This window comes from Aeromicrobium fastidiosum (assembly GCF_017876595.1).
GTDB lineage: Bacteria > Actinomycetota > Actinomycetes > Propionibacteriales > Nocardioidaceae > Aeromicrobium > Aeromicrobium fastidiosum.
The window spans coordinates 2934119-2957656 of record NZ_JAGIOG010000001.1 but is presented as its reverse complement, the minus strand read 5'-3'; the positions used below and the strand labels follow the sequence as shown (position 1 = coordinate 2957656).

The 23538-nt window shown below is 69.0% G+C and carries 24 protein-coding genes; 10 read left to right on the top strand and 14 right to left on the bottom strand.

The window, feature by feature from the left end; translation table 11 throughout:
* Window positions 1-38: 38 nt before the first annotated feature.
* The 8 genes from prcA to JOF40_RS14660 all read right to left on the bottom strand — a co-directional run bounded on the left by prcA (window position 39) and on the right by JOF40_RS14660 (window position 7404).
* Complete coding sequence (gene prcA, locus JOF40_RS14695) at window positions 39-734, bottom strand: proteasome subunit alpha (RefSeq protein ID WP_129184191.1); 696 nt, start codon at window positions 732-734, stop codon at window positions 39-41.
* Window positions 735-761: 27 nt separating this feature from the next.
* Window positions 762-1583, bottom strand: a complete 822-nt coding sequence (gene prcB / locus JOF40_RS14690; protein WP_129184833.1) for a proteasome subunit beta — start codon at window positions 1581-1583, stop codon at window positions 762-764.
* On the bottom strand, window positions 1583-1780 hold the full coding sequence (locus JOF40_RS14685) for a ubiquitin-like protein Pup (protein ID WP_129184193.1): 198 nt from the start codon (window positions 1778-1780) through the stop codon (window positions 1583-1585). Before JOF40_RS14685 ends, prcB begins: the two co-directional genes overlap by 1 nt.
* A 16-nt stretch (window positions 1781-1796) precedes the next feature.
* Window positions 1797-3299 carry a depupylase/deamidase Dop gene (gene dop, locus JOF40_RS14680; protein WP_129184195.1) on the bottom strand — a complete coding sequence of 501 codons (1503 nt, stop codon included), beginning with the start codon at window positions 3297-3299 and terminating at the stop codon, window positions 1797-1799.
* A 9-nt stretch (window positions 3300-3308) separates the two neighbouring features.
* Entirely contained in the window at window positions 3309-3791 is a 483-nt protein-coding gene (locus JOF40_RS14675; protein ID WP_129184197.1) for a GNAT family N-acetyltransferase, read from the bottom strand.
* Complete coding sequence (gene arc / locus JOF40_RS14670; protein WP_129184199.1) at window positions 3792-5498, bottom strand: proteasome ATPase; 1707 nt, start codon at window positions 5496-5498, stop codon at window positions 3792-3794.
* 83 nt (window positions 5499-5581) lie between these two features.
* Window positions 5582-6472: a tRNA (adenine-N1)-methyltransferase gene (locus JOF40_RS14665; protein ID WP_129184201.1), complete on the bottom strand. Its 891-nt coding sequence runs from the start codon at window positions 6470-6472 to the stop codon at window positions 5582-5584.
* Entirely contained in the window at window positions 6469-7404 is a 936-nt protein-coding gene (locus JOF40_RS14660) for a M50 family metallopeptidase (protein ID WP_129184203.1), read from the bottom strand. Before JOF40_RS14660 ends, JOF40_RS14665 begins: the two co-directional genes overlap by 4 nt.
* 57 nt (window positions 7405-7461) lie before the next feature.
* Here JOF40_RS14660 and JOF40_RS14655 point away from each other — a divergent pair, with 57 nt between their 5' ends.
* Both JOF40_RS14655 and JOF40_RS14650 read left to right on the top strand, forming a co-directional pair.
* Window positions 7462-8298: a RecB family exonuclease gene (locus JOF40_RS14655; RefSeq protein WP_129184205.1), complete on the top strand. Its 837-nt coding sequence runs from the start codon at window positions 7462-7464 to the stop codon at window positions 8296-8298.
* Entirely contained in the window at window positions 8295-8786 is a 492-nt protein-coding gene (locus tag JOF40_RS14650) for a hypothetical protein (RefSeq protein WP_129184207.1), read from the top strand. The genes JOF40_RS14655 and JOF40_RS14650 overlap by 4 nt, the downstream gene beginning before the upstream one ends.
* Here JOF40_RS14650 and JOF40_RS14645 read toward each other — a convergent pair.
* Complete coding sequence (locus JOF40_RS14645; protein WP_129184209.1) at window positions 8776-9429, bottom strand: HAD family hydrolase; 654 nt, start codon at window positions 9427-9429, stop codon at window positions 8776-8778. The genes JOF40_RS14650 and JOF40_RS14645 overlap by 11 nt on opposite strands.
* 278 nt (window positions 9430-9707) lie before the next feature.
* On the opposite strand from JOF40_RS14645, the gene metH reads away from it, so the two are divergent.
* The 5 genes from metH (at window position 9708) to JOF40_RS14620 (ending at window position 16845) form a co-directional block, all read left to right on the top strand.
* Complete coding sequence (gene metH / locus JOF40_RS14640; RefSeq protein WP_245343699.1) at window positions 9708-13418, top strand: methionine synthase; 3711 nt, start codon at window positions 9708-9710, stop codon at window positions 13416-13418.
* An 83-nt stretch (window positions 13419-13501) separates the two neighbouring features.
* Window positions 13502-14812, top strand: coding sequence for a hemolysin family protein (locus JOF40_RS14635; RefSeq protein ID WP_129184213.1), 1311 nt, complete (start codon window positions 13502-13504; stop codon window positions 14810-14812).
* Window positions 14809-15660 (top strand): PAC2 family protein, encoded by an 852-nt coding sequence (locus tag JOF40_RS14630; RefSeq protein WP_246152856.1) that lies wholly within the window; start codon window positions 14809-14811, stop codon window positions 15658-15660. Before JOF40_RS14635 ends, JOF40_RS14630 begins: the two co-directional genes overlap by 4 nt.
* 52 nt (window positions 15661-15712) lie before the next feature.
* Window positions 15713-15958, top strand: a complete 246-nt coding sequence (locus tag JOF40_RS14625; RefSeq protein ID WP_129184215.1) for a hypothetical protein — start codon at window positions 15713-15715, stop codon at window positions 15956-15958.
* 2 nt (window positions 15959-15960) lie between these two features.
* Window positions 15961-16845, top strand: a complete 885-nt coding sequence (locus JOF40_RS14620; RefSeq protein ID WP_129184217.1) for an FHA domain-containing protein — start codon at window positions 15961-15963, stop codon at window positions 16843-16845.
* A gap of 11 nt (window positions 16846-16856) precedes the next feature.
* Here the strand turns inward: JOF40_RS14620 and mshC are convergent, their stop codons facing one another.
* Window positions 16857-18083 carry a cysteine--1-D-myo-inosityl 2-amino-2-deoxy-alpha-D-glucopyranoside ligase gene (gene mshC, locus JOF40_RS14615; protein WP_129184219.1) on the bottom strand — a complete coding sequence of 409 codons (1227 nt, stop codon included), beginning with the start codon at window positions 18081-18083 and terminating at the stop codon, window positions 16857-16859.
* A 30-nt stretch (window positions 18084-18113) separates the two neighbouring features.
* On the opposite strand from mshC, the gene corA reads away from it, so the two are divergent.
* Entirely contained in the window at window positions 18114-19073 is a 960-nt protein-coding gene (corA, locus tag JOF40_RS14610) for a magnesium/cobalt transporter CorA (protein ID WP_129184221.1), read from the top strand.
* 10 nt (window positions 19074-19083) lie between these two features.
* Here corA and JOF40_RS14605 read toward each other — a convergent pair whose 3' ends face one another.
* On the bottom strand, window positions 19084-19755 hold the full coding sequence (locus JOF40_RS14605) for a class I SAM-dependent methyltransferase (protein WP_129184223.1): 672 nt from the start codon (window positions 19753-19755) through the stop codon (window positions 19084-19086).
* A 10-nt stretch (window positions 19756-19765) separates the two neighbouring features.
* Window positions 19766-20596 (bottom strand): undecaprenyl-diphosphate phosphatase, encoded by an 831-nt coding sequence (locus tag JOF40_RS14600; RefSeq protein ID WP_129184225.1) that lies wholly within the window; start codon window positions 20594-20596, stop codon window positions 19766-19768.
* Window positions 20597-20644: 48 nt separating this feature from the next.
* On the opposite strand from JOF40_RS14600, the gene JOF40_RS14595 reads away from it, so the two are divergent.
* Together JOF40_RS14595 and JOF40_RS14590 are read left to right on the top strand one after the other, a co-directional pair.
* On the top strand, window positions 20645-21598 hold the full coding sequence (locus JOF40_RS14595) for an aldo/keto reductase (protein ID WP_129184228.1): 954 nt from the start codon (window positions 20645-20647) through the stop codon (window positions 21596-21598).
* Window positions 21599-21612: 14 nt separating this feature from the next.
* The gene (locus JOF40_RS14590) at window positions 21613-21798 is read left to right on the top strand and encodes a DUF5703 family protein (protein ID WP_129184837.1); all 186 of its coding nucleotides are present in this window, start codon (window positions 21613-21615) and stop codon (window positions 21796-21798) included.
* Window positions 21799-21811: 13 nt separating this feature from the next.
* On the opposite strand, the gene JOF40_RS14585 is transcribed toward JOF40_RS14590, so the two are convergent.
* Together JOF40_RS14585 and JOF40_RS14580 are read right to left on the bottom strand one after the other, a co-directional pair.
* Window positions 21812-23104, bottom strand: coding sequence for a M20/M25/M40 family metallo-hydrolase (locus JOF40_RS14585; protein ID WP_129184230.1), 1293 nt, complete (start codon window positions 23102-23104; stop codon window positions 21812-21814).
* Window positions 23105-23127: 23 nt separating this feature from the next.
* Window positions 23128-23523, bottom strand: coding sequence for an SRPBCC family protein (locus JOF40_RS14580; RefSeq protein ID WP_129184232.1), 396 nt, complete (start codon window positions 23521-23523; stop codon window positions 23128-23130).
* Window positions 23524-23538 lie beyond the last annotated feature (15 nt).

Sequence of the window (23538 nt, the reverse complement as noted above, 5' to 3'; positions counted from 1 at the left end):
GGGCCCTGGCGGAAAGGAGGACAGCGCCGTGCAACCGGTCAGGCCCGTAAGGCCGCCACGACATCCGCGTCGCTGAGGCGCTTGAACTTGCGCGGCTGGGGTCGCACCCGAGAGAGCGTCGCGATCTCGAGCTGGGACGCGTCGACCGTGCGGGCCGGGTCGGTGTCCTGGCCGAGTGCCGTCACGGCGAGCCGGATCGCCGATGAGAGATCGAGACCGTCGGTGTAGTGCTCGCCGAGGTAGGTCTCGACCTGCTCGCTCTGGCCGCCCATGACGCCGAAGCGCTGCACGTCGGCGACGGACCCGTCGTACATCAGGCGGTAGACCTGGTCGTGGGCCGCGTCGTCGCCGAGCTCGCCGACGAAGATCTCGACCTCGTACGGCTTCTCGCCGCCGGAGGAGAAGATCGCGCCGAGCGTCTGCGCGTAGGCGTTGGCCAGGCCGCGCGCCGTGACGTCGCGACGGTCGTAGGCGTAGCCGCGCATGTCGGCCAGCCGCACGCCGGCGATGCGAAGGTTCTCGAACTCGTTGTAGCGACCGACCGCGGCGAAGCCGATGCGGTCGTAGATCTCGCTGATCTTGTGCAGCGCCTGCGAGGGGTTCTCGGCCACGAAGACGATGCCGTCGGCGTAGTGGACGACCGCGACGCTGCGTCCGCGGGAGATGCCCTTGCGGGCGAAGTCGGCCCGGTCCTTCATGAGCTGCTCGGGCGAGACGTAGAACTGCTGGGTCATGCGGCCATCCTCATCGGGTCAGTGCTCTCAGCTCAGGGGTGCGGACGGTCCGTCGGGGCGCGCGAGTCGCCCGCCGATCACGTCGTCGGCGATCGCGCCGACCTCGTCGTCGGCCAGGCGCCGGTAGCCGTCGGCCGTCACGACCGCCACGACCGGGAAGATGCGTCGCGTCAGGTCGGGGCCGCCCGTGGCGGAGTCGTCGTCGGCCGCGTCATAGAGGGCCTGGATCGCGGCGGTGACGCAGTCGCCCTCGGTCATGCCGCGGTTGTACAGCTTCTTGAGCGATCCTCGCGCGAACAGCGATCCGGACCCGACGGTGTGGAAGCCGCTGTGCTCCTCGTAGCGGCCTCCCGTGACGTCGTAGCTGAAGATGCGGCCCTGCTGCGTCTCGAGGTCGAAGCTCGCGAACAGGGGGACGACGGCCAGGCCCTGCATGGCCAGGCCCAGGTTGCCGCGGATCAGTGCGGCGAGGCGGTTGGCCTTGCCGTCGGCCGACAGCACCGTGCCCTCGATCTTCTCGTAGTGCTCGAGCTCGACCTGGAACAGCCGCACCATCTCGATCGCCAGACCGGCGCTGCCGGCGATGCCGATGCAGGAGTACTCATCGGCCGGGAAGACCTTCTCGATGTCGCGCTGGGCGATGACGTTGCCCATCGTGGCGCGCCGGTCACCGGCCATGATGACGCCACCGTCGAACGTCGCCGACACGATCGTGGTCGCATGGGGCGCGAGGTCGCCGTGCGCTCCCGACGCACGTGAAGCCGCACCCGGCATGAGCTCGGGTGCCGTGGCGGCGAGGTAGTCGGCGAACGACGACGAACCGGTCAGGCGGGTGCCCTCCGGCAGCATCACTGTCCGCCCTTCTGCACGAAGCTGCGGACGAACTCCTCGGCGTTCTCCTCGAGGACGTCGTCGATCTCGTCGAGGATCGAGTCGACGTCGTCGTCGAGCTTGGCCTTGGCCTCGGTGTCGACCTCGGTGGGCTCGACCTGCGCCTCGTCGGCCTCGGAGGGCTTGCGGGTGCTCTTGTGCTGCTGCTCAGACATGTGTCAAGCCTAGCCCTTACCGGCCAGTGATCGCGGTGAACAGCTCCTGCGCCGTGGCGCTGGTGTCGAACAGCGCGCCGACGTGCTCGGCCGTGCCGCGCAGGGGCTCCATCGTCGGAATGCGCTGCAGGGAGTCGCGGCCAGGCAGGTCGAAGATCACCGAGTCCCACGACGCCGCCGCGATGTCCTTGCTGAAGCGCGCCAGGCACATGCCGCGGAAGTAGGCGCGCGTGTCGTGCGGCGGATCGGTCACGGCAGCGGCGATCTCGGCGTCGGTGAACAGCCGGTCGACGCGGCCCGTGCGGACGAGCTGGTGGTAGAGCCCCTTGCCGAGCCGGATGTCGTGGTACTGCAGGTCGACGAGATGCAGCTTGGCGTGGTCCCAGTCGAGCGAGTCGCGCTCGCGGTAGCGCTCGAGCAGCGCCAGCTTGGCGACCCAGTCGAGCTCGCGCACGCACTCCATGGGGTCGCGGGCGAGGCGCTCGAGCACGCTCTCCCAGCGACGCAGCACGTCGTCGGTCTGCTCGTCGGAGCCCCCTCGCGCGACGAAGGCCTTGGCGAGCTCGAGGTACTCGCCCTGCAGCTGAAGGGCCGTGAGGTGCCGGCCGTCGACGAGCTCGACCGTGCGGGTCAGCGTCGGGTCGTGAGAGATGTCGTGGACCGCACGAACGGGATCGACGAGCTCGAGGGCCCGGCCCATGAAGCCGGCCTCGATCATCGCCAGCACCAGAGACGTCGTGCCGTGCTTGAGGTAGATCGCGATCTCGGAGCAGTTGGCGTCGCCGATGATGACGTGCAGCCGGCGGTACTTCTTGGGATCGGCGTGGGGCTCGTCGCGGGTGTTGATGATGGGACGCTTGAGGGTCGTCTCCAGGCCGACCCCGACCTCGAAGTAGTCGGCGCGCTGGCTGATCTGGAAGGCGTGCACGCTGCCGTCCTGCTGCTGACCCACCCGCCCGGCCCCCGTGAAGACCTGTCGGGACACGAAGAACGGCGTCAGGTGGTCGACGATCTCGACGAACGGCACGTCGCGCCGCATCAGGTAGTTCTCGTGCGAGCCGTACGAGGCGCCCTTGTTGTCGATGTTGTTCTTGTAGAGCACGATCGGCTGCGTGCCGGGTATCTGCGCGGCCAGCTCGGCACCGAGGCGCATGACGTTCTCGCCGGCCTTCTCCCACCGGACGACGTCGAGCGGGTTGGTGACCTCGGGGCTGGAGTACTCGGGGTGCGCGTGGTCGACGTAGAGCCGCGCCCCGTTGGTCAGGATGATGTTGGCCAGGCCCATGTCGTCATCGGTCAGCTGCGAGGGATCGGCGGCCTCGCGGCTCAGGTCGAACCCCCGCGCGTCGCGCAGGGGGCTCTCCTCCTCGTAGTCCCAGCGGGCGCGGCGGGTCAGGCCGTGGGCGGCCGCGTACGCGTTGACGACGTGGGTCGAGGACACCATGGGATTGGCGTTCGGCTTGCCCTGCACCGCGATGCCGTACTCGACCTCACTGCCTTGCACACGCCGAACTGTCATGCCGTGACCCTACGGGGTGCTGGCGATCGTCTTGGCCAGGTGCACGCTGTCGTCGTAGTCGGCGTAGAAGCCGAATGCCGGGATCGTCGCGTAGCCCGACGACTCGTAGAGAGCGATCGCCTCGGGCTGCGCCGTCCCGGTCTCGAGCACCAGCCGGGTGATGCCCGCCGCGATCGCCGTGCGCTCCAGCTCGGCGAGGATCGTGCGCGCCAGACCACGGCGGGCGAAGGCGGGACGCACGAACATCCGCTTGATCTCGCCATCGGTCGCGCCTCCCGGTCCCCCGCGCCGCCACCCACCCATCGCCGCCGGCACGTCGTCGACGTAGATCATCACGAAGTGGCCCTCGGGCGCGTCGAACTGATGCAGGTCGATCGGCGAGATGTCGCCCTCGCCGCCGTACCTCCGCCCGTACTCGGCCTGCACCTCGACGGTCAGCAGCTGCGCGTCGTCACTCGCGTACGAGACGACACGCAGGTCGGTCCCGGGCATCTACAGGTACTGCCCCGTGTTGGCGACGGTGTCGATCGAGCGTCCGGGCTCGTTGCCGCTCTTGCCCGAGATGAGGGTGCGGATGAACACGATGCGCTCACCCTTCTTGCCCGAGATCCGCGCCCAGTCGTCGGGGTTGGTGGTGTTGGGCAGGTCCTCGTTCTCCTTGAACTCGTCGAGGCATGCCTGCAGCATGTGCTGCACGCGCAGACCTCGCTGCTGGTGCTCGAGGAGGTCCTTGATCGCCATCTTCTTGGCCCGGTCGACGATGTTCTGGATCATGGCACCGGAGTTGAAGTCCTTGAAGTACAGGACCTCCTTGTCGCCGTTGGCGTACGTGACCTCGAGGAACTGGTTGTCCTCGGACTCGGTGTACATCCGCTCGACGGTGCGCTGGATCATGCCACTCACGCACGCCTGCCGGTCGCCGGCCCACTCGGCCAGGTCGTCGGCGTGGAGCGGCAGGTTGGCCGTGAGGTACTTGCTGAAGATGTCGCGCGCCGACTCCGCGTCGGGACGCTCGATCTTGATCTTGACGTCGAGGCGACCCGGACGCAGGATCGCGGGGTCGATCATGTCCTCGCGGTTGGACGCACCGATCACGAGCACGTTCTCGAGCCCCTCGACGCCGTCGATCTCGCTCAGCAGCTGCGGGACGATGGTGTTCTCGACATCGGACGACACCCCCGTGCCACGCGTGCGGAACAGCGAGTCCATCTCGTCGAAGAAGATGATGACGGGCGTGCCCTCGTTGGCCTTCTCACGGGCCCGCTGGAAGACCAGGCGGATGTGCCGCTCGGTCTCGCCGACGTACTTGTTGAGCAGCTCGGGGCCCTTGATGTTGAGGAAGAACGAGCGTCCCTCCTCGCCGGTGCGCTCGGTGACCTTCTTGGCCAGCGAGGCCGCGACGGCCTTGGCGATCATGGTCTTGCCGCAGCCGGGCGGGCCGTACAGCAGGACGCCCTTGGGTGGCTTGAGCTCGTGCTCGATGAAGATCTCGGGGTGCAGGTAGGGCAGCTCGACGGCGTCGCGGATCGACTCGATCTGCTGGCGCAGGCCACCGATCGAGTCGTAGTCGATGTCGGGGACCTCTTCGAGGACGAGCTCCTCGACCTCGGACTTCGGGACGCGCTCGTAGACGTAGCCCGACCTTCCGTCGAGCAGCAGCGAGTCGCCCGGACGGATCTTGAGTCCGATGAGCGGCTCGGCGAGGCGGACGACCCGCTCCTCGTCGGCATTGCCCATGACGAGCGCGCGCTCGCCGTCGGCGAGGATCTCCTTGAGCGAGACGACCTCGCCGGTCTGCTCGAACTCCAGGGCCAGGACGACGTTCATGGCCTCGTTGAGGATGACCTCCTGGCCGCGGCGCAGGGCGTCCTTGTCGACCGCGGGGCTGACGTTGACCCGCAGCTTGCGGCCGCCCGTGAAGACGTCGACGGACTCGTCGTCGTTGCGCTGCAGGAACGTGCCGAAGCCCGTGGGCGGCTGGGCGAGGCGGTCGACCTCTTCCTTGAGGGTCACGATCTGGTCGCGGGCCTCGCGCAGCGTCGACGAGAGCCGCTCGTTCTGACCGCTGGTCGCGGCGAGCTTGGCCTCGAGCTCGGTGAGGCGCGTGTCGGTGGACCGTTCGGTGCCGAGTCGGCGCCGCAGGTGCTCCACCTCCGCGCGCAAGTAGGCGATCTCCTGGTCAGATCCGTTGTCACTCATACGTCACCTCCTGCTCGTGTGAATGACCCTACCCGTAGCGGCCAGGATGCGAATGTCATCTCAGACACGCCGCGCGGCGTCGGTCACTCCTCGTCGTGCCCGAAGGGTCGCGGACCCGTGTAGTCGGGCCCGTAGGCGCCCGGCGCGGGACGCCGCGACGTGCCCATCGAGTGGTGGCCCGGTGCCATGCGCCGTGCCGTGACCAGGAAGGCGGTGTGCCCGTTCATGCTGTGCTGCGGACGGACGGCGAGCCCCTCGAGGTGCCACTCGCGCTCGAGCGTCTCCCATGCGCGGGGCTCGGTGAAGCCGCCGTGCTCGCGGACCGTCTCGACGAACCGCGACAGCTGGGTCGTCGTGGCGACGTAGGCGCACACGATGCCGCCCGGCGTGAGTCGTTCGGCGGCCAGCGGGATGCAGCTCCACGGGTCGACCATGTCGAGGATGAGCCGGTCGATCTCGGTCTCGGTGATGACCTCGCGGACATCGCCGACCGTCAGCGTCCAGCCGGGCAGGTCGGTGCCCGAGACCTCGTGGACGTTGCGCAGGACGTTGTCGGCGAACTCCTCGCGCATCTCGTACGAGCCGAGCGTGCCGGTGGGGCCGACCGCGCGCAGCAGGTATGACGTCAGGGCGCCCGATCCGGCTCCGGCCTCGACGACGCGCGCGCCCGGGTAGATGTCGGCCTGCACGATGATCTGCGCTGCGTCCTTGGGGTAGATGATCGCGGCGCCGCGGGGCATCGAGACGACGTACTCGAACAGCAGCGGCCGGAACACCTGGTACGGGTGGTCCATCGACGAGTGGATCACGATGCCCTCGGGCTGGCCCAGCATGTCGTCGTGGCGCAGCTGGCCCTTCTTGGTCGAGAACTCCTTGCCGGCGACGAGCTGCACGTTGTGCCGGCGTCCCTTGGGATCGGTCAGGCGGACCCACTCGCCCTCGACGAGGGGTCCACTGCGGGTGTAGGAGGTCATCGGCGGCTCGCTCGGTAGGCATCGTCGACGGCGCGGGACGTGAGCACGCCGAACACGGAGCCGTCAGGCCTCGTGAGCGCGTACGCCTCCGCCGGGTGCGCCGCCATGGCCCGGAGGAGGTCGGAGCCCCGCAGGTCGACCGACAGCGTCGGTGCCCCCGGTGGCGGTGTGGCGCCGGGGAACCCGATGTCGCGGGCCACCAGCAGGTTGATGCGCGCCGTGCGTCCGGCGTTGCGGAGGGCGTCGCTCGCGCCCTCCCACAGGAACCACGCCACGAACGCGGCGATCAGCAGGTTGATGGTCGTGTCGCGGGTGTCGCCGCGGGTGAGCAGCGCGACCACGAGGACCGCGACGGCCGTCGCGCGTCCGATCCACGCGGCGATGCGCACGCCGGTCTCCTCGCGTCCCGTCACCTGCCAGACGAGCGCCCGGAAGACCCGGCCGCCGTCGAGCGGCAGGCCGGGCAGCATGTTGAAGCCGGCGACCAGCAGATTGACCCAGGCGATCGACCACACGACGTCGGACGCGATGTTGAAGCCCATCGCGTCGGAGGCAGCGAAGGCCCCCGCTGCGATGGCCAGCGAGGCGAGCGGACCGACGATCGACGTCACGAGCTCCTGCACGGGCGTGCGGCTCTCCCCCTCGATGACGGTCTCGCCGCCCAGCAGGTGCAGCGTCACGGAGTCGACCCGCATCCGGTACGCCCGCGCGGCCAGCACGTGGGCGATCTCGTGCACCAGCACGGAGACGTAGAGCGCGACGACGAACACCGTGGCCAGCAGGTAGGGGCTCGTGTCGGAGCGGTCCTCCCAGCGGGGTGCGAACAGCACCACGAGTGCGACGCCCATCAGGAGCAGCGACGGCTTGATCAGCACGTCGACGCCGACGACCCGGCCGATGCGCCACGTGCCGGGTCGCTGGGAGCTGCTCACGGCGCCAACCTATCGGGTGCCCGGACGCTGTCGGTGGGCGCAACTAGAGTCGTCGGCATGACTGAAGCGGCCCCGCCCCTGACCTACCGGCGGTCGCTGTCGCCGAGCCGCGCGGGCGACTTCCAGAACTGCCCGCTGCTCTACCGGTTCCGGACGATCGACCGCCTGCCCGAGCCCGCCAGCCCCGCCATGGTGCGCGGCACGCTGGTGCACGCCGTGCTCGAGGACCTGTTCGCCGAGCCGGCACCCGCACGCACGCTTGATCGCGCGGTCGAGCTGCTGCCCAGCGAGTGGGAGCAGCTCCGCCAGTCCGATCCCCGAACCGCGGAGCTGTTCACCGCTGAGCAGGCTGCCGACGAGACAGCGTGGCTCGCGTCCGCAGTTGACCTGCTCCGGACCTACTTCACGATGGAGGATCCTCGCTACCTCGAGCCCGCAGCCCGGGAGGAGCGGGTGACGTACCAGCCGGAGCCCGGTCTGTCGTTCGGCGGCATCGTCGACCGCATCGACGTCGCCCCCGACGGACGCATCCGCGTGGTGGACTACAAAGGCGGAAGGTCCCCGAGTCCGTCGTTCGAGGGCAAGGCGATGTTCCAGATGCGGTTCTACGCACTGGTCATCTGGCGCACCCGTGGGGTCATCCCGACGCTGCTGCAACTGATGTACTTCGGCGACGGCCAGTTCCTGCGCTACGAGCCCACCGAGTCCGATCTGCTGCACACCGAGGCCAAGCTGCTCGCGCTCTGGGCCGCGATCGAGCGTGCCATCGAGCTGCGCGACTTCCCACCGCGCAAGAGCGGCCTGTGCACGTTCTGCGCCCACCAGTCGCTCTGCCCGGCGTGGGGCGGCACGCCCCCCGAGCTGCCGCTGCTGCAGGTAGCGTCGCCCTCATGACCACGCCGATTCCCGACCTGCTCGCTGCCGTCCCCGCGATCAACGACCCGCAGGAGCCCTTCGTCTTCACGGTCGAGGGCGACCGCATCATCGGTGCCTGGGACATCGTCAAGGCCACGACCCTCTACCCCTCGGCGCTCGAGGTCGAGCACGTCGACGAGGACTACCGCATCACGGTCGAGCTCGACGCCGACAAGGGCACGTACGACGTCACCGAGAACCGCACGTCGACGACCGGCTCGGCCGACATCGACGGCGACACCCTGAAGCTCGGTGGCGAGAAGCAGTTCTTCTCCGGCAAGAGCACGAGCAAGCAGTTCAACGTCTCGTTCGGCGGCATCACCAAGAAGGATGACGAGCCGCTCACCGTCGCGCCGCTGGTCTATTCCTTCGAGACCAGCCGCATCAAGGATCCGCTGTTCGCCTTCCTCGAGCAGCACGGCTGGAAGCGCAAGAAGGGCTTCCTCGGAGGCCTCTTCAACCGCTGAGAGCACCGAAGAGGGCACCGAGGTCGTCGGGGTGCAGGCCCTCCAGGGTCGGCACGAGCACGCGACGGTCGGCCTCCGGCACCGTCACGAAGTGGGGCACGGCCAGCACGTCGCAGCCGGCCGCGTTGGCCGAGGCGGCACCCGTGCGCGAGTCCTCGATCGCCAGGCACCTCGCCGGGTCGACGCCGAGCTTCTCGGCGGCCAGCAGATAGGGGTCCGGAAACGGCTTCGGTCGGGCGACCGTGTCGCCGGTGACGACCGCCGCGAACGGCAGCTGCGCCACGATCGGCTCGGCGATCGCGGTGTACGACATCGTCACGAGCGCTTGCGGCACGCCAGCAGCGTCCAACGCCGTGATCAGCTCGCGGGCTCCCGGACGCCACTCGACGTGTTCGCGGAGAGATCCGGCGAGCGAGGCGACCAGGTAGTCGACGATCTGCTCGGCCGTCATCTCCAGCTCGAGCCGGTCGCGGATGTACTCCCCCGACGCGATGAGCGAGTTGCCCACGAGCTGCATCGCGTCCTCGTCGGTCCAGATCTTGCCGTGCTCGACGGCGAGCCGGTGCTCGGCGGCCATCCAGAGCGGTTCGGTGTCGACGATCGTGCCGTCGAGGTCCCAGAGCACGGCTGCGTACGAGGTCACGTCGATCACGGTAGTCGGGCGTAACGCTGCGTCGCCCACCGCGTTGTCCATGCGGTGGTCGACATCCCACGGGTGCTGGTGCCCCATGAGACAATGGAGACCACCAGTTCGGGAACCCACCAAGGCCCAGGCGAGCCCGCCGCCGGCTGGAGTTCCCCAGCACTCCTTACCGATTCGCACCTCGAGGACTGCTTGTGTCAGAGACCACCATCCGCCCCGACGCCACCGCCGAGCTCACGGAGCTGCTCCAGAGCCGCATCCTGGTGCTCGACGGCGCAATGGGAACCGCGATCCAGCGCGACCGGCCCGATGAGGCCGGCTACCGCGGCGAGCGGTTCAAGGACTGGCCGTCCGACGTGCAGGGCAACAACGACCTGCTGACGTTGACGCAGCCGGAGATCATCGCGGGCATCCACCGCGAGTACCTCGAGGCCGGCGCCGACATGATCGAGACCAACACGTTCAACGCCACGACGATCTCGCTGAGCGACTACGGCATGGAGGAGCTCGCCTACGAGCTGAACTTCGAGTCGGCTCGCCTGGCCCGTCGCGAGTGCGACGCCGTCGCCGAGGCCACCGGACGTCCGCGGTACGTCGCCGGAACGCTCGGCCCCACCAGCCGCACCGCGTCGATCTCGCCCGACGTCAACGACCCGGGTGCCCGCAACGTGACGTACGACGAGCTGGTCGAGACCTACCGGGAAGCAACCCGAGGCCTCCTCGAGGGCGGCTCCGACGTCATTTTCATCGAGACGATCTTCGACACCCTCAACGCCAAGGCCGCGATCTTCGCGGTCGAGTCGGTCTTCGAGGACTTCGGCCGGCGCTGGCCCATCGTCATCTCGGGCACGATCACGGACGCCTCGGGGCGCACGCTGTCCGGCCAGGTCACCGAGGCGTTCTGGCACTCGATCCGGCACGCCAAGCCGCTGCTCGTGGGGCTCAACTGCGCCCTCGGTGCCAAGGAGATGCGTCCCTACATCGCCGAGATGGCTCGCGTCGCCGACACGTTCGTGTCGTGCTATCCCAATGCCGGCCTGCCCAACGCCTTCGGCGAGTACGACGAGGAGCCCGACCAGACCTCGGCGATCGTCAGCGAGTTCGCCGATGCCGGCTTCGTCAACATGGTCGGCGGCTGCTGCGGCACGACGCCGGCCCACATCGCGTCGATCGCGCGCGACGTCGAGGGCAAGACCCCGCGGGTCGTCGCCGAGACGAGCCCCGCGCTGCGGCTGTCGGGTCTCGAGCCCGTCACGGTGGTCGAGGACACGTTGTTCGTCAACGTCGGCGAGCGCACCAACATCACGGGCTCGGCCCGCTTCCGCAACCTGATCAAGGCCGGCGACTACACCACCGCCCTGGCCGTCGCGCGCCAGCAGGTCGAGGCCGGGGCCGAGGTCATCGACGTCAACATGGACGAGGGCATGATCGACGGCGTCGAGGCGATGGACCGCTTCATGAAGCTCATCGCCACCGAGCCCGACATCTGCCGCGTGCCGACGATGATCGACTCCTCCAAGTGGGAGGTCATCGAGGCCGGGCTCAAGTGCGTCCAGGGCAAGGCGATCGTCAACTCGATCTCGATGAAGGAGGGCGAGGAGAAGTTCATCCGCGAGGCCCGGCTGTGCCGCAAGTACGGTGCGGCGGTCGTCGTCATGGCCTTCGACGAGGACGGACAGGCCGACAACCTCGAGCGTCGCAAGCAGATCTGCCGGCGCGCGTACGACATCCTCGTCGACCAGGTCGGCTTCCCGGCCGAGGACATCATCTTCGATCCCAACGTGTTCGCCGTCGCCACGGGCATCGAGGAGCACGCCAACTACGGTGTCGACTTCATCGAGGCGACCCGCTGGATCAAGCAGAACCTGCCCGGTGCGCTCGTGTCCGGCGGCGTGTCCAACGTGTCGTTCTCGTTCCGCGGCAACAACCCCGTGCGCGAGGCGATCCACGCGGTGTTCCTGTACCACGCGATCAACGCCGGCATGGACATGGGAATCGTCAACGCGGGCGCTCTCGAGGTGTACGACGAGGTGCCCGAGCTGCTGCGCGACCGCATCGAAGACGTCATCCTCAACCGTCGACCCGACAGCACCGAGCGCCTGCTCGAGATCGCGGCCGACTTCGCCGGCGACGGCTCCGTCAAGGAGGTCGCCACCGAGGAGTGGCGCTCGCTGCCGGTCGGCGAGCGGATCACGCACGCACTGGTCAAGGGCATCGACGAGTTCGCCGAGTCCGACACCGAGGAGCTGCGCGCCGAGATCAGCGCCCGCGGCGGACGTCCGATCGAGGTCATCGAGGGCCCGCTGATGGCCGGCATGAACGTCGTCGGCGACCTGTTCGGCGAGGGCAAGATGTTCCTGCCGCAGGTCGTCAAGTCGGCCCGCGTCATGAAGAAGGCCGTCGCCTACCTCATCCCGTTCATCGAGGCCGAGAAGCAGCCCGGCGACGTCGAGCGCAGCAACGGCAAGGTCATCATGGCCACGGTCAAGGGCGACGTGCACGACATCGGCAAGAACATCGTCGGCGTCGTGCTGCAGTGCAACAACTACGACGTGGTCGACCTCGGCGTGATGGTGCCGGCGCAGAAGATCCTCGACGCGGCCAAGGAGGAGGGTGCCGACGTCATCGGCCTCTCCGGACTCATCACGCCCTCGCTCGACGAGATGGTCAACTTCGCCGCCGAGATGGAGCGGCAGGGCTTCGACATCCCGCTGATGATCGGCGGTGCGACGACGTCGCGCGCCCACACCGCGGTCAAGGTCGCCCAGAAGTACCACGGCCCGGTCATCTGGGTGAAGGACGCCTCGCGGTCGGTGCCGGTCGTCGCGGCCCTGCTGTCCGACGAGCAACGCCCGAAGCTGGTGGCCGACACCAACGCCGAGTACGAGACGCTGCGCGAGCGTCACGCGGCGCGCCAGGACACCCGTTCGCTGCTGACGATCGCGGCCGCACGCGAGAAGGCCACGCCGATCGACTGGAGCGACTACCAGCCGCCACGCCCCCGCATGCTGGCGCAGCAGGCCCGTGACCTGTGCTCGGGGCCGGGGTGCGACCACCGCCACGGTGCCGCGTCGCAGTTCGTCAAGACGTTCACCGACTACTCGCTCGAGGAGCTGCGTGCGTACATCGACTGGCAGCCGTTCTTCAACGCCTGGGAGATGAAGGGCCGCTTTCCCGACATCCTCAACAATCCCGCGACGGGCGAGGCCGCCCGCAAGCTGTACGACGACGCGCAGGCGATGCTCGACCAGCTCGTGGAGGAGAAATGGATCCGCGCCAACGGCGTGTTCGGCCTGTTCCCGGCCAGCCAGGTTCCGGGCGACGACATCGAGCTGTACACCGACGAGTCGCGCGCGACGGTTCTGACGACCCTGCACCAGTTGCGGCAGCAGGGCGAGGGACGTGAGGGCTCGGCCCGCAAGTCGCTGGCCGACTTCGTGGCCCCGAAGGAGACGGGGCTGCGCGACTACGTCGGTGCCTTCGCCGTCACGGCGGGCGTGCACATCGGCGAGAAGATCGCCGAGTTCAAGAAGGACCTCGACGACTACAACGCGATCCTGCTGGAGTCGCTGGCCGACCGCTTGGCCGAGGCCTTCGCCGAACGCATGCACGAGCGCGTCCGCAAGGAGTTCTGGGCGTACGTGCCCAACGAGTCGCTCAGCAACGCCGACCTGATCGGCGAGAAGTACGCCGGCATCCGTCCGGCCCCGGGCTACCCGGCGTGCCCCGAGCACACCGAGAAGCAGACCATCTGGGAGCTGCTCGACGTCGAGGCCAACACCGGCATCGAGCTCACCGAGAGCATGGCCATGTGGCCGGGCGCATCGGTCAGCGGCCTGTACTTCTCGCATCCCGAGTCGCAGTACTTCGTGCTGGGACGCATCGGTCGTGATCAGGTGCAGGACTACGCCGACCGCAAGGGCTGGACGCTCGACGAGGCCGAGAAGTGGCTCTCGCCCAACCTCGGCTACCGCACCGAGAACGAATAGCCCGCCGCCACTAGACTTCTCGTCATGAAGCGCCCCCGAATACGTCACGCCCACCTCCCGTCGCATCGGGCAGGTGGGCGCTGATGGACCAGCAGACGCTGCTCAACTTCGGCCTCGTGCTGGTGTTCGTGCTGGTCGGCGGGGTGTTCTCGGCCACCGAGATGGCTCTGGTGTCCCTGCGGCCCAGCCAGCTCGACCGCCTGGAGCAGCAGGGCGGTCGCGGGGCCAAGGTCGCCTCGCTGGCTCGTGACCCCAACCGGTTCCTCGCCGCGGTGCAGATCGGCGTGACGGTCGCGGGCTTCTTGTCTGCCGCCTACGGCGCATCGACACTGGCGCCTGACGTCGCCCCGATCTTCACGGGGCTCGGCCTGTCCGAACGTGCGGCCGACAACGTCGCGCTCGTCGTCATGACGCTGCTCATCGCCTACATGTCGCTCGTGCTCGGCGAGCTCGTGCCCAAGCGCTTCGCCCTGCAGAAGTCGGCGGGACTGGCCACGGCCGTCGCTCCCCCGCTGTCGCGCTTCGCGACGCTCATGCGTCCGGTCATCTGGTTCCTGTCGCTGTCGACCAATGCGGTCGTTCGCCTGCTCGGCGGCGACCCCCACGCGACCAACGAGGAGATGAGCGAGGACGAGCTGCGCGACCTCGTCGGCGGGCACGAGGGCTTCGACATCGACGAGCGCCGCATCGTCCAGGACGTCTTCTCGGCGACCCAGCGCACCGTCAAGGAGGTCATGCAGCCCCGGCACAACGTCGACTTCCTGGCCGCATCGACACGTCTGGCCGAGGCCGCGGCCACCGTCCGCGACATGCCGCACTCGCGCTACCCCGTCACGGGCACCTCGGTCGACGACGTGCTGGGCTTCGTGCACGTGCGCGACCTGCTGCAGGCCGACGTCGAGCCCGCCGCGACGGTCGGCTCGCTGGCGCGCGACATCCCGGTGCTGCCCGGCACCAACCGGATCCTCCCGGCGATGGCGCAGATGCGCAACGACGGCGTGCACATCGCCCTGGTGATCGACGAGTACGGCGGCACCGACGGCATCGTGACGCTGGAGGACCTCGTCGAGGAGCTCGTCGGCGAGATCCGCGACGAGTACGACCTGCCCGGACAGACCGAGGAGGCCCACGACGTGCGCCGCGACGGCCTGTTCGACGGTGGCCTCAACATCGAGGACTTCTCGGAGGTCACGGGCATCGAGCTGGTCGACGGAGCCTACGAGACCGTCGCCGGATTCGTGATCGACCAGCTCGGCCGCATGCCCGAGGTCGGCGACACGATCGTGGTCGACGACGCCTCCCTGTCGGTGGCCGAGCTCGACGGGCGACGCATCTCGCAGATCATGGTCGAACGCATCGAGGCTCCCGAGGACGGGGATAGGCTGGACGGGTGACCTCCACCCCTGACATCCCGCAGCTGCGCAACCCCTGGATGGTCGCCGCGTTCGAGGGGTGGAACGACGCCGCCGATGCCGCATCGGGTGCCGTCGACCACCTCATCGACGAGTGGGACGCCGAGCTGCTGATCGAGCTCGATCCCGAGGACTACTACGACTTCCAGGTGCACCGTCCACACGTCCACACGACCGACGACGGTGACCGCCTGATCACGTGGCCGGCGCCGCAGATCTTCCACGCCCGTCCGGCCCGGCTCGATCGCGATGTGCTGCTGCTGCGCGGGCCGGAGCCGAACTTTCGCTGGAAGGCGTTCTGCTCGACGGTCATCGGCGTCGCCCAGCTGGCCGGCGTCACCGAGCTCGTGACGCTCGGCGCGCTCCTGGCCGACTCGCCGCACACGCGCCCCGTGCCGGTCAGCGGGTCGACGTCCGATCCGGCCCTGATGGAGCGCATGTCGCTCAGCGCATCGACCTACAACGGACCCGTCGGCATCACGTCGGTTCTGGGCGAGGTCGCGGCCCGCGAGGGCATCGCCTCGGCGTCGCTGTGGGCAGCAGTGCCGCACTACCTCGCCGAGCCGCCCTGCCCGAAGGCAACCCTCGCCTTGTTGGGTGCGCTCGAGGACGCCGTCGGCATGCCACTCCCCCAGGGCGTCCTGACCGAGATGACCGAGGCGTGGCAGCGTGGTGCAGAAGAGCTGACCTCCCAGGACGTCGAGATCGCCGAGTACGTCAAGGCACTGGAGAACGAGCGCGACACCAGCGAGCTGCCCGAGGCGAGCGGTGACGCGATCGCCCGCGAGTTCGAGCGCTACCTGCGCCGCCGCAACGTCGACCCGGAGTGAACTGAACCTGTTCACAACTTGCGCAACGGCCGAACGAGGCCACACTCGAGGCATGACCTCAGACAACAGCTCGCCGACCATCCAGCCCGTCACCGACTGGGCCGACCTCGGCCAGGAGATGTGGAACTACCTCACCGGCAAGGGGGCGGCCGTCAACTACGAGTTCATCGACATGGCCGTCGAGGTGCCTCGCGACACGGGCGACGACGCACCCCGTGCCACCTGGAAGCTCAACGGCACCCTGCGCATCACGACCAGCGACGACGAGCTCGCCGGCGCCGACCAGCACCGCTCCTAGCCATGACCGCCGTGCTTCACCTCGAGGCCGATCTCACCTTCGACATCGAGACCCCGGGTCCCGACGGCGCAGCCGGCAGGCAGCTGCGTGGGACCGTGCAGGCCTCGGGCAACCGGATCACGATCCAGACCGATGACCTCATGGCCGTCGCCGGGCAGCCGTCACGGGCCGCGGTGCGAGGGATGGCCGAGCAGCTCGCCCGTCTCGGACTCGTCGTCGAGGTCTCCGGACCCGACGGCACGGTGGTCACGATGGGTGCCGTTCGCGCCCACGCCCTGCAACGCCTCGTCACCCGCTCGCGGCACATGCGCCTCGGCAGCTGGTCGCAGGCGCTGCGCGCCGTCATCGCCCGGCGTCCTTCCGCGCCCGGTGCGGTCGATCTGTCGAGCGCAGGCCTTCCGCCCGGCACGCCGTGGCCCCCCGTCCCGCTGCGCGGCATGCCCCGGGTCGTCACGACGACCCACGACCCCGTCGGCGGACGTGGTCATCCGCGGCTCTACCTGTCCGACACGTCCGACCCGGGTGCCGACCGGCGTGTGGGCGTGTTCGCGCTGCCGCTCGAGGGCGTCACGATCGGCAGCGCCGAGGGCTCGGGGCTCCGACTGGCCGGCGTGGATGCCGTCCAGGCCGAGATCATCCGCACCGACGACGACGAGTACGTGCTGATCGCGCGCAGCACCCAGGTGCTGACGACCGTGGGCGGCCTGCAGCTGCCCCGTCAGCGGCTGCGCACAGGATCACGCATCCAGCTCGGCTCGTGGCGGCTGTCGTACGTCCGTGACGAGTTCGCCGATCACGGTCGGCCGTACGGCGGACGCATCGGTGGTGAGCTGGGACGGCAACGCACCCAGCCGAAGCCGGTCAACCGCAGCGACCAGGGGTTCTAGGAGGCTCTCTTCTAGAGAGCCACTCCGAGCAGCGCATCAAGTGCGCTGCGGACCGTGCGGCCGGCCTGCGGGTCCTCGCCTGCATCGTCAGCCGCCCACGCGTCGACCGCGGCGAGGGCCGCCGGCGCGTCGAGGTCGTGAGCCATCGCGTGGCGGACCTGTGCGAGCAGCGCCTCGCCCGACGGCGCGACAGTCCGAGCCACGGCTGCGCGCCAGCGGGCCAGACGCTCCTCGGCCCGCACGATCTCGTCGTCGAACCACTCCCAGTCGCTGCGGTAGTGGTGCGCCAGCAGGGCCAACCGGATCGCCATGGGGTCGTGCCCGGCCGCGCGCAGCTTCGAGACGAGCACGAGGTTGCCCTTCGACTTGGACATCTTCTCGCCCTCGAAGCCGACCATGCCGGCGTGCACGTAGGCCCCCGCGAACGGCTCGCCTGTCGCGACCGTGGCCTCGGAAGCCGACATCTCGTGGTGCGGGAACACCAGGTCGGAGCCGCCGCCCTGTACGTCGAACGCGGTGCCCAAGTGGTGCAGGGCGATCGCCGCGCACTCGATGTGCCAACCGGGGCGACCACGACCCAGGCGGGTGTCCCACGCGGGCTCGCCGGGACGCTCGGCCTGCCACAGCAGGCAGTCGAGCGGGTGCTTCTTGCCCAGACGGTCGGGGTCTCCCCCGCGCTCGGGGAAGATGCGCAGCATCGTCTGCTCGTCGAAGCCCGAGACCAGACCGAAGCCCTCGTCGGCGTGGACGTCGAAGTAGAGGTCGTCGTCGACGGCGTAGACGGCACCGGCCGCCCGGAGCCGCTCGACCAGGTCGACCACGAGGTCGATCGACTCGACGGCACCGATGTAGTGGGCCGGCGCGATGACGCGCAGGGCGGTCATGTCCTCACGGAACAGCTGCGTCTCGCGCTCGGCGAGCTCGACCCAGTCGACGCCCGTCGCGGTGGCCCGCTCGAGCAGCGGGTCGTCGACGTCGGTGACGTTCTGGGTGTACGTGACGTCGAGGCCGCGGTCGCGCCAGGCGCGCTGCAGCAGGTCGAACGTCAGGTAGGTCGCAGCGTGCCCCATGTGGGTGGCGTCGTAGGGCGTGATGCCGCAGACGTAGAGCCGGGCCCGGTCAGCCGGGTCGACGGCGACCGATCCGGCGGTCGAGGTGTCGTGCACCGACACCTCCGGACCACGTCCGAGACCCAGCTCGTCGAGTGACGGGACCTCAGGACTCGACCAGCTGCGCATGCCGTGAGCCTATCGGTGGACAATAACGACGTGATCATCGACTGCGCGGTCTACCGCGACGGCGTCAGGGAGACGACCGAGCACGACTCGGAGTCGCTCGACGCAGCGCTCGCCCGGCTCGGCGAGGACGACTTCCTGTGGGTCGGCATCGGCAACCCCACCGCCGACGAGATGCACCGGGTGGCGGGGTCGCTCGGGCTGCACCCCCTGGCGGTCGAGGACGCCCTCGAGGCGCACCAGCGTCCGAAGGTCGAGCGCTACCCCGACCACACGTTCATCTCGATCCGCACCGTGTCGTACAGCGACGACGACATCACGACCCATGAGGTCAACATCTTCCTCGGCGTCAACTACCTGCTCACGGTGCGGCACGGCGGCCCGACGCTCAAGAACGCCCGCAAGGCCGCCGAGCGGATGATCGAACCGTTGTCGCACGGACCGACCGCGGCCCTGTACGCCGTCGTCGACAGCATCGTCGACCACTACGAGGACGTCGCGGCCGAGCTCGAGACCGACGTTCAGGAGGTGGAGACCTCGGTCTTCTCGGCGCAGCGCTCGAGCGACTCGACCCGCATCTACCGGCTCAAGCGCGAGACGCTCGAGTTCCGCCGTGCGGTGCTGCCCCTGCGCGAGCCCCTGCACCGCTTCGCCCTGGCAGCGGCCACCGAGGACGCGCGACCGTACTTCCGCGACATCGCCGACCACCTCGCGCGCGCTGCGGAGGCCATCGACTCGATCGACCACCTGCTCGACAACGCCCTGCAGGCGCACCTGGCGCAGCTGAGCGTCCAGCAGAACGAGGACATGCGCAAGCTCACCGCGGGTGCCACGATCTTCGCCGTCCCGACCGCGATCGCCGGCATCTACGGCATGAACTTCGAGCACATGCCTGAATTGACGTGGACCTACGGCTACCCGCTGTGCGTCGGCGTCATCGGCACGCTCTGCGGCTACATCTACTGGCGCTTCAAGCGTTCGGGCTGGCTGTAGGTCGCCAGACCTACCCGCGTCCGAACAGACCCTTCTTGGGCACCCGCTTGCGGGCGATGCCCCACTGGAACTTGGGCACCTCCTCGATGTCGTAGCCGAGGTGGTCGGCGATGAGCTCGAAGGTCATGCGGACGCCCTTGGCGGCCTTCTCGTCGTCGGAGTACGCCTCGTACGTCTTGGCACCCTCGGGCGTGCGGGCCTGCGGCGAGCCAGCGATCGACCAGTCGAGGTCGTCGAGCAGGATGATGCCGCCGGGCTTGAGCATCATGTCGACGAGCAGGAAGCCGAATCCGGTGACGTCCCAGGTGTGGCCGCCGTCGAGGTAGCAGAAGTCGAACTGCGGGCGGGGGGTCTGCTCGACCATGCGGCCGAGCTCCCACGTGAACGAGCGGTGGGCGAAGATCGGCGTGACCCGGTGGGCCAGCCCGACCGTCTCGAGCACCTCGTTGATCTCGGGCTGGTGACCGCGGGCGGAGATGCGGTCCATCGTCGTGAGGTGGCCGCGGCCGAGGTCCTCGAGCACGGCACCCATGTAGGCGCTGCTCTTGCCCTTGTAGAACCCCAGCTCGAGCAGGTCGCTCAGGTCCTCGCGGACGATCAGGTCGCGCAGGTACTTGGCGCGGGCCAGGTTCATGTACTTGAGGTCGCCCCAGGTCTCTGTGACGCGGTCGAAGGAAGACATGGGGGCGAGCCTAACCGGCGACGCCAGCGGTGATGGCACCCGCGCCGACGAGCACCAGGACGAGGCTGCCCAGCCCCACGCGGTAGAGGACGAACGGCGTGTAGGAGTGCGTGCTGACGTACTTGAGCAACCAGTGGATGACAGCCAGGCCGACCACGAACGACACCACGGTGCCGACGATCGTGGGGCCCGTCCCGTACGCGTTGTCGCCGCCTATGTCCTTGAGCTTGAACACACCGGCACCCACGACGGCCGGGATCGCGAGCAGGAAGGCGTACCGGGTCGCGGCAGCCCGCTCGTAGCCCAGGAACAGCCCCATGCTGATCGTCGCGCCCGAGCGCGACACTCCGGGCACGAGCGCGCCGGCCTGCGCCACGCCCAGAAGGATCGCGTGCTTCATCGTCAGGTTCTCGATCGGGCTGGTCTTGCGCCCGACCCGCTCGGCGATGCCGAGGACGATGCCGAGGACGATCAACGTCGTGCCGATGACCCACAGATTGCGGAACTCACGGTCGATCGCGTCCTGCAGCACGAGGCCGAGCACCACGATCGGCACCGAGCCGATGATGACGAACCACCCCATGCGCCACTCCGGGGCCTGCCGCGCCTCGGCGGAGAACACGCCACGCACCCAGCCAGAGCCGATCGTCCAGATGTCGCGCCAGAAGTAGAGGAGCACCGCGAGCTCGGTGCCGATCTGGATCACGGCGGTGTAGGCGGCTCCCGGATCGTCCCAGCCGAGGAACTTGGGAATGATCGCGAGATGGGCACTGCTGGAGATCGGCAGGAACTCGGTCAGCCCCTGCACCACCCCCAGGACGACGGCACGGAGAAAGTCCACCGTGCGAGCCTACCGCCGCGTCTTCACGCCGCCGACTATCTTTGCGGCATGCAACGTCGTCGCGTCGGTCACTCCGGCCTGGAGGTCTCGCGTCTCGGCCTGGGCACCATGACCTGGGGCTCGACGGTCGACGCGTACGAGGCGGGTGACCAGCTCACGACGTTCCTCGACGCGGGCGGCACGCTGATCGACACCGCCCCCATCTACGGCGACGGGGCCTGCGAGGAGCTGCTCGGCACGCTGCTGGCCACGTCCGGCGTCCGCGACGAGATCGTGCTGGCCGGCAAGGCAGGCTTCGCCCGCCGCGGCGGCGAGGTCGTCAAGGACGGTTCACGACGCGGCCTGCTCGACCAGCTCGACGTCTCTCTGCGCCAGCTCGGCACCGACCACCTCGACCTGTGGCAGATCCACACCCCCGACCTGTCGGTGCCGCTCGAGGAGACGCTGGGCGCGCTCGAGCACGCCGTCCGCACGGGACGCACCCGCTATGTCGGCGTCTCCAACTTCACGGGCTGGCAGCTCGGCATCGCGAACACCTGGCTCGCCGGACGGCCCGAGGGCATCGCGCTGGTCAGCAACCAGGTCGAGTACTCGCTGGTCAACCGCGATCCCGAGGACGAGGTCGTGCCCGCATCAGCCCACCTCGGCATGGGGCTGCTGGCCTGGTCGCCGCTCGGCCGTGGCGTGCTCACGGGCAAGTACCGCGGCGGCGTGCCGTCCGACTCCCGTGGCGCGACGCCCGGGTGGGACGAGTTCGTCGGTGCCTACCTGACGCCCGGCAAGTCGGGCGTCGTCGAGGCCCTGGCCCGCGCCTCGGAGGGACTGCACGTGTCGATCGCGCATGTCGCCCTCGCCTGGTTGCTGGCCCGCCCGCAGCTCTCGGCCGCGATCGTCGGTGCCCGCACGACGCCGCAGCTGCAGGAGAACCTCGCCGCAGAGGACCTCGAGCTCCCGCCCGAGATCCTGCAGGCGCTGGACGACGTGTCGCACGCTGCTCGCTGATGAGAGGTGAAGCCATGCTGGAGTACGAGTTCTGGAATCTCACGATCGATCGCACCAAGTCGCGATCGGCCGTCTGTCGCATGCTGACCGATGCCGCCGAGTACCAGGGCTGGGAGCTCGACCGCCTCCGCAAGGACGGGACGGGTCAGCGCACCGTCACGCTGCGCCGCAAGATCATCCGCATGCGCAGCACGCTGTAGCTGGCACCGAAGGTCAGGCGATCCCCAGGAAGTGGTCGAAGACCCGGCTGCCGAACTCCAGTGACGCGGTCGGCACCCGCTCGTCGACGCCGTGGAACAGCGCCGTGAAGTCGAGATCGGCGGGCAGCTGCAGCGGCACGAAGCCGAAGGACGTGATGCCCAGCTTGTCCCAGGCCTTGGCGTCGGTGCCGCCCGACATCACGAACGGCGCGATGTGCGCCTCGGGGTCGAGGGCATGCAGCGAGACGGTCATGGCGTCGACCAGGTCGCCCTCGAAGGCGTACTCGAGCGCCGGCTGGCCGATGTAGGGCTCGACCGAGACCGCGTCGCCCACGATGCCCTCGACGGCCGGCACGAAGCTGTCGCCGTGACCGGGCAGGAAGCGCCCGTCGACGTACGCGACGGCCTCGCCCGGCACGACGTTGTGCTTGTAGCCGGCCTGCAGCATCGTGGCGTTGGTCGTGTTGCGGATGCCGGCACCGATCATGCGCACCGCGGGTCCGAAGTGCTCGAGCAGCTCGTCGGGGCTGCCGTGCGAGCCGGTGAGCTCGCGCACCTTGGCCAGCAGCAGCTGCATCGACGGCCCCGGCTCGGCGGGCCACTCGTGCTCACCGAGCGCCAGGAGGCCGCGTGACAGGTGCATCACGGCGTTGTCGTCGTTGCGCATCGAGCCGTGGCCGGCGGTGCCGCGGGCCCGCAGACGCATCCATGCGATGCCCTTCTCACCCGACTCGATGAGGTAGAGGCGCTTGCCGCCGACCTCGGTCGAGAAGCCACCGACCTCGCCGATCGCCTCGGTGCAGCCCTCGAACAGCTCTGGACGGTGCTCGACGAGCCAGTGCGCGCCCTTGACGCCGCCGGCCTCCTCGTCGGCGGTGAACACCAGCAGGATCGGACGGTCGGGAATGACGCCCGCGCGCTGGCGGGCCCGCACGACCGACAGCAGCATCGCGTCGAAGTCCTTCATGTCGACCGCGCCGCGCCCGTAGAGGTAGCCGTCGACGATCTCGGCGGCGAACGGGTCGACCGTCCAGTCTGCCGCCTGGGCCGGGACGACGTCGAGGTGACCGTGGATCAGCAGCCCCGGTCGCGTCGAGTCCTGGTTGCCCCAGCGCGCGACGACGCTGGCCCGTCCGCGCTCGGACTCGATGACCTCGGACATGATGCCGACCTCGGCCAGCGACGCCGCGACGTACTCGGCGGCGGCCCGCTCCCCCGGCCCCGAGTCGTCACCGTAGTTGCTGGTGTCGATGCGGATCAGGTCGCGGCAGATGTCGACGGCTTCGGTCTCCGGTGCGTAGGCCATACCCGCGATCGTACGGGGAGTAGTCAGGCGAGCAACCCGTCGATGACGCGGGAGAACAACGCCTTGCTGGACGTCCGGGTGACGCCGTCCATGAATCGCGGCATGCCCTTGACGTGCAGGTCCTCGCGCCACGTGACGCGGCTGCCGGCAGGCAGGGGGTCGACGGACAGCTCGGCCCAACCGGTCACGACGCGCCCGCGCTTCTCGAGCCGGCAGAAGGAGGGCGCACGCCACTCGACGACCTCCATGGGGTCGTGGAATCCGATGCGTCCGACTCCGGTGAAGGCGTCGAAACCGTCGGACGTCAGCGAGATGCGGGTCAGCGGGACGAACTCGCCGTGCCGTTGCCACGCCGTCACGCGCGCCCACGCCTCGGTCGCACTCAGAGGTACCTCACGGACGATCTCGATCAGGGCCACGGCATCATCGTAGGC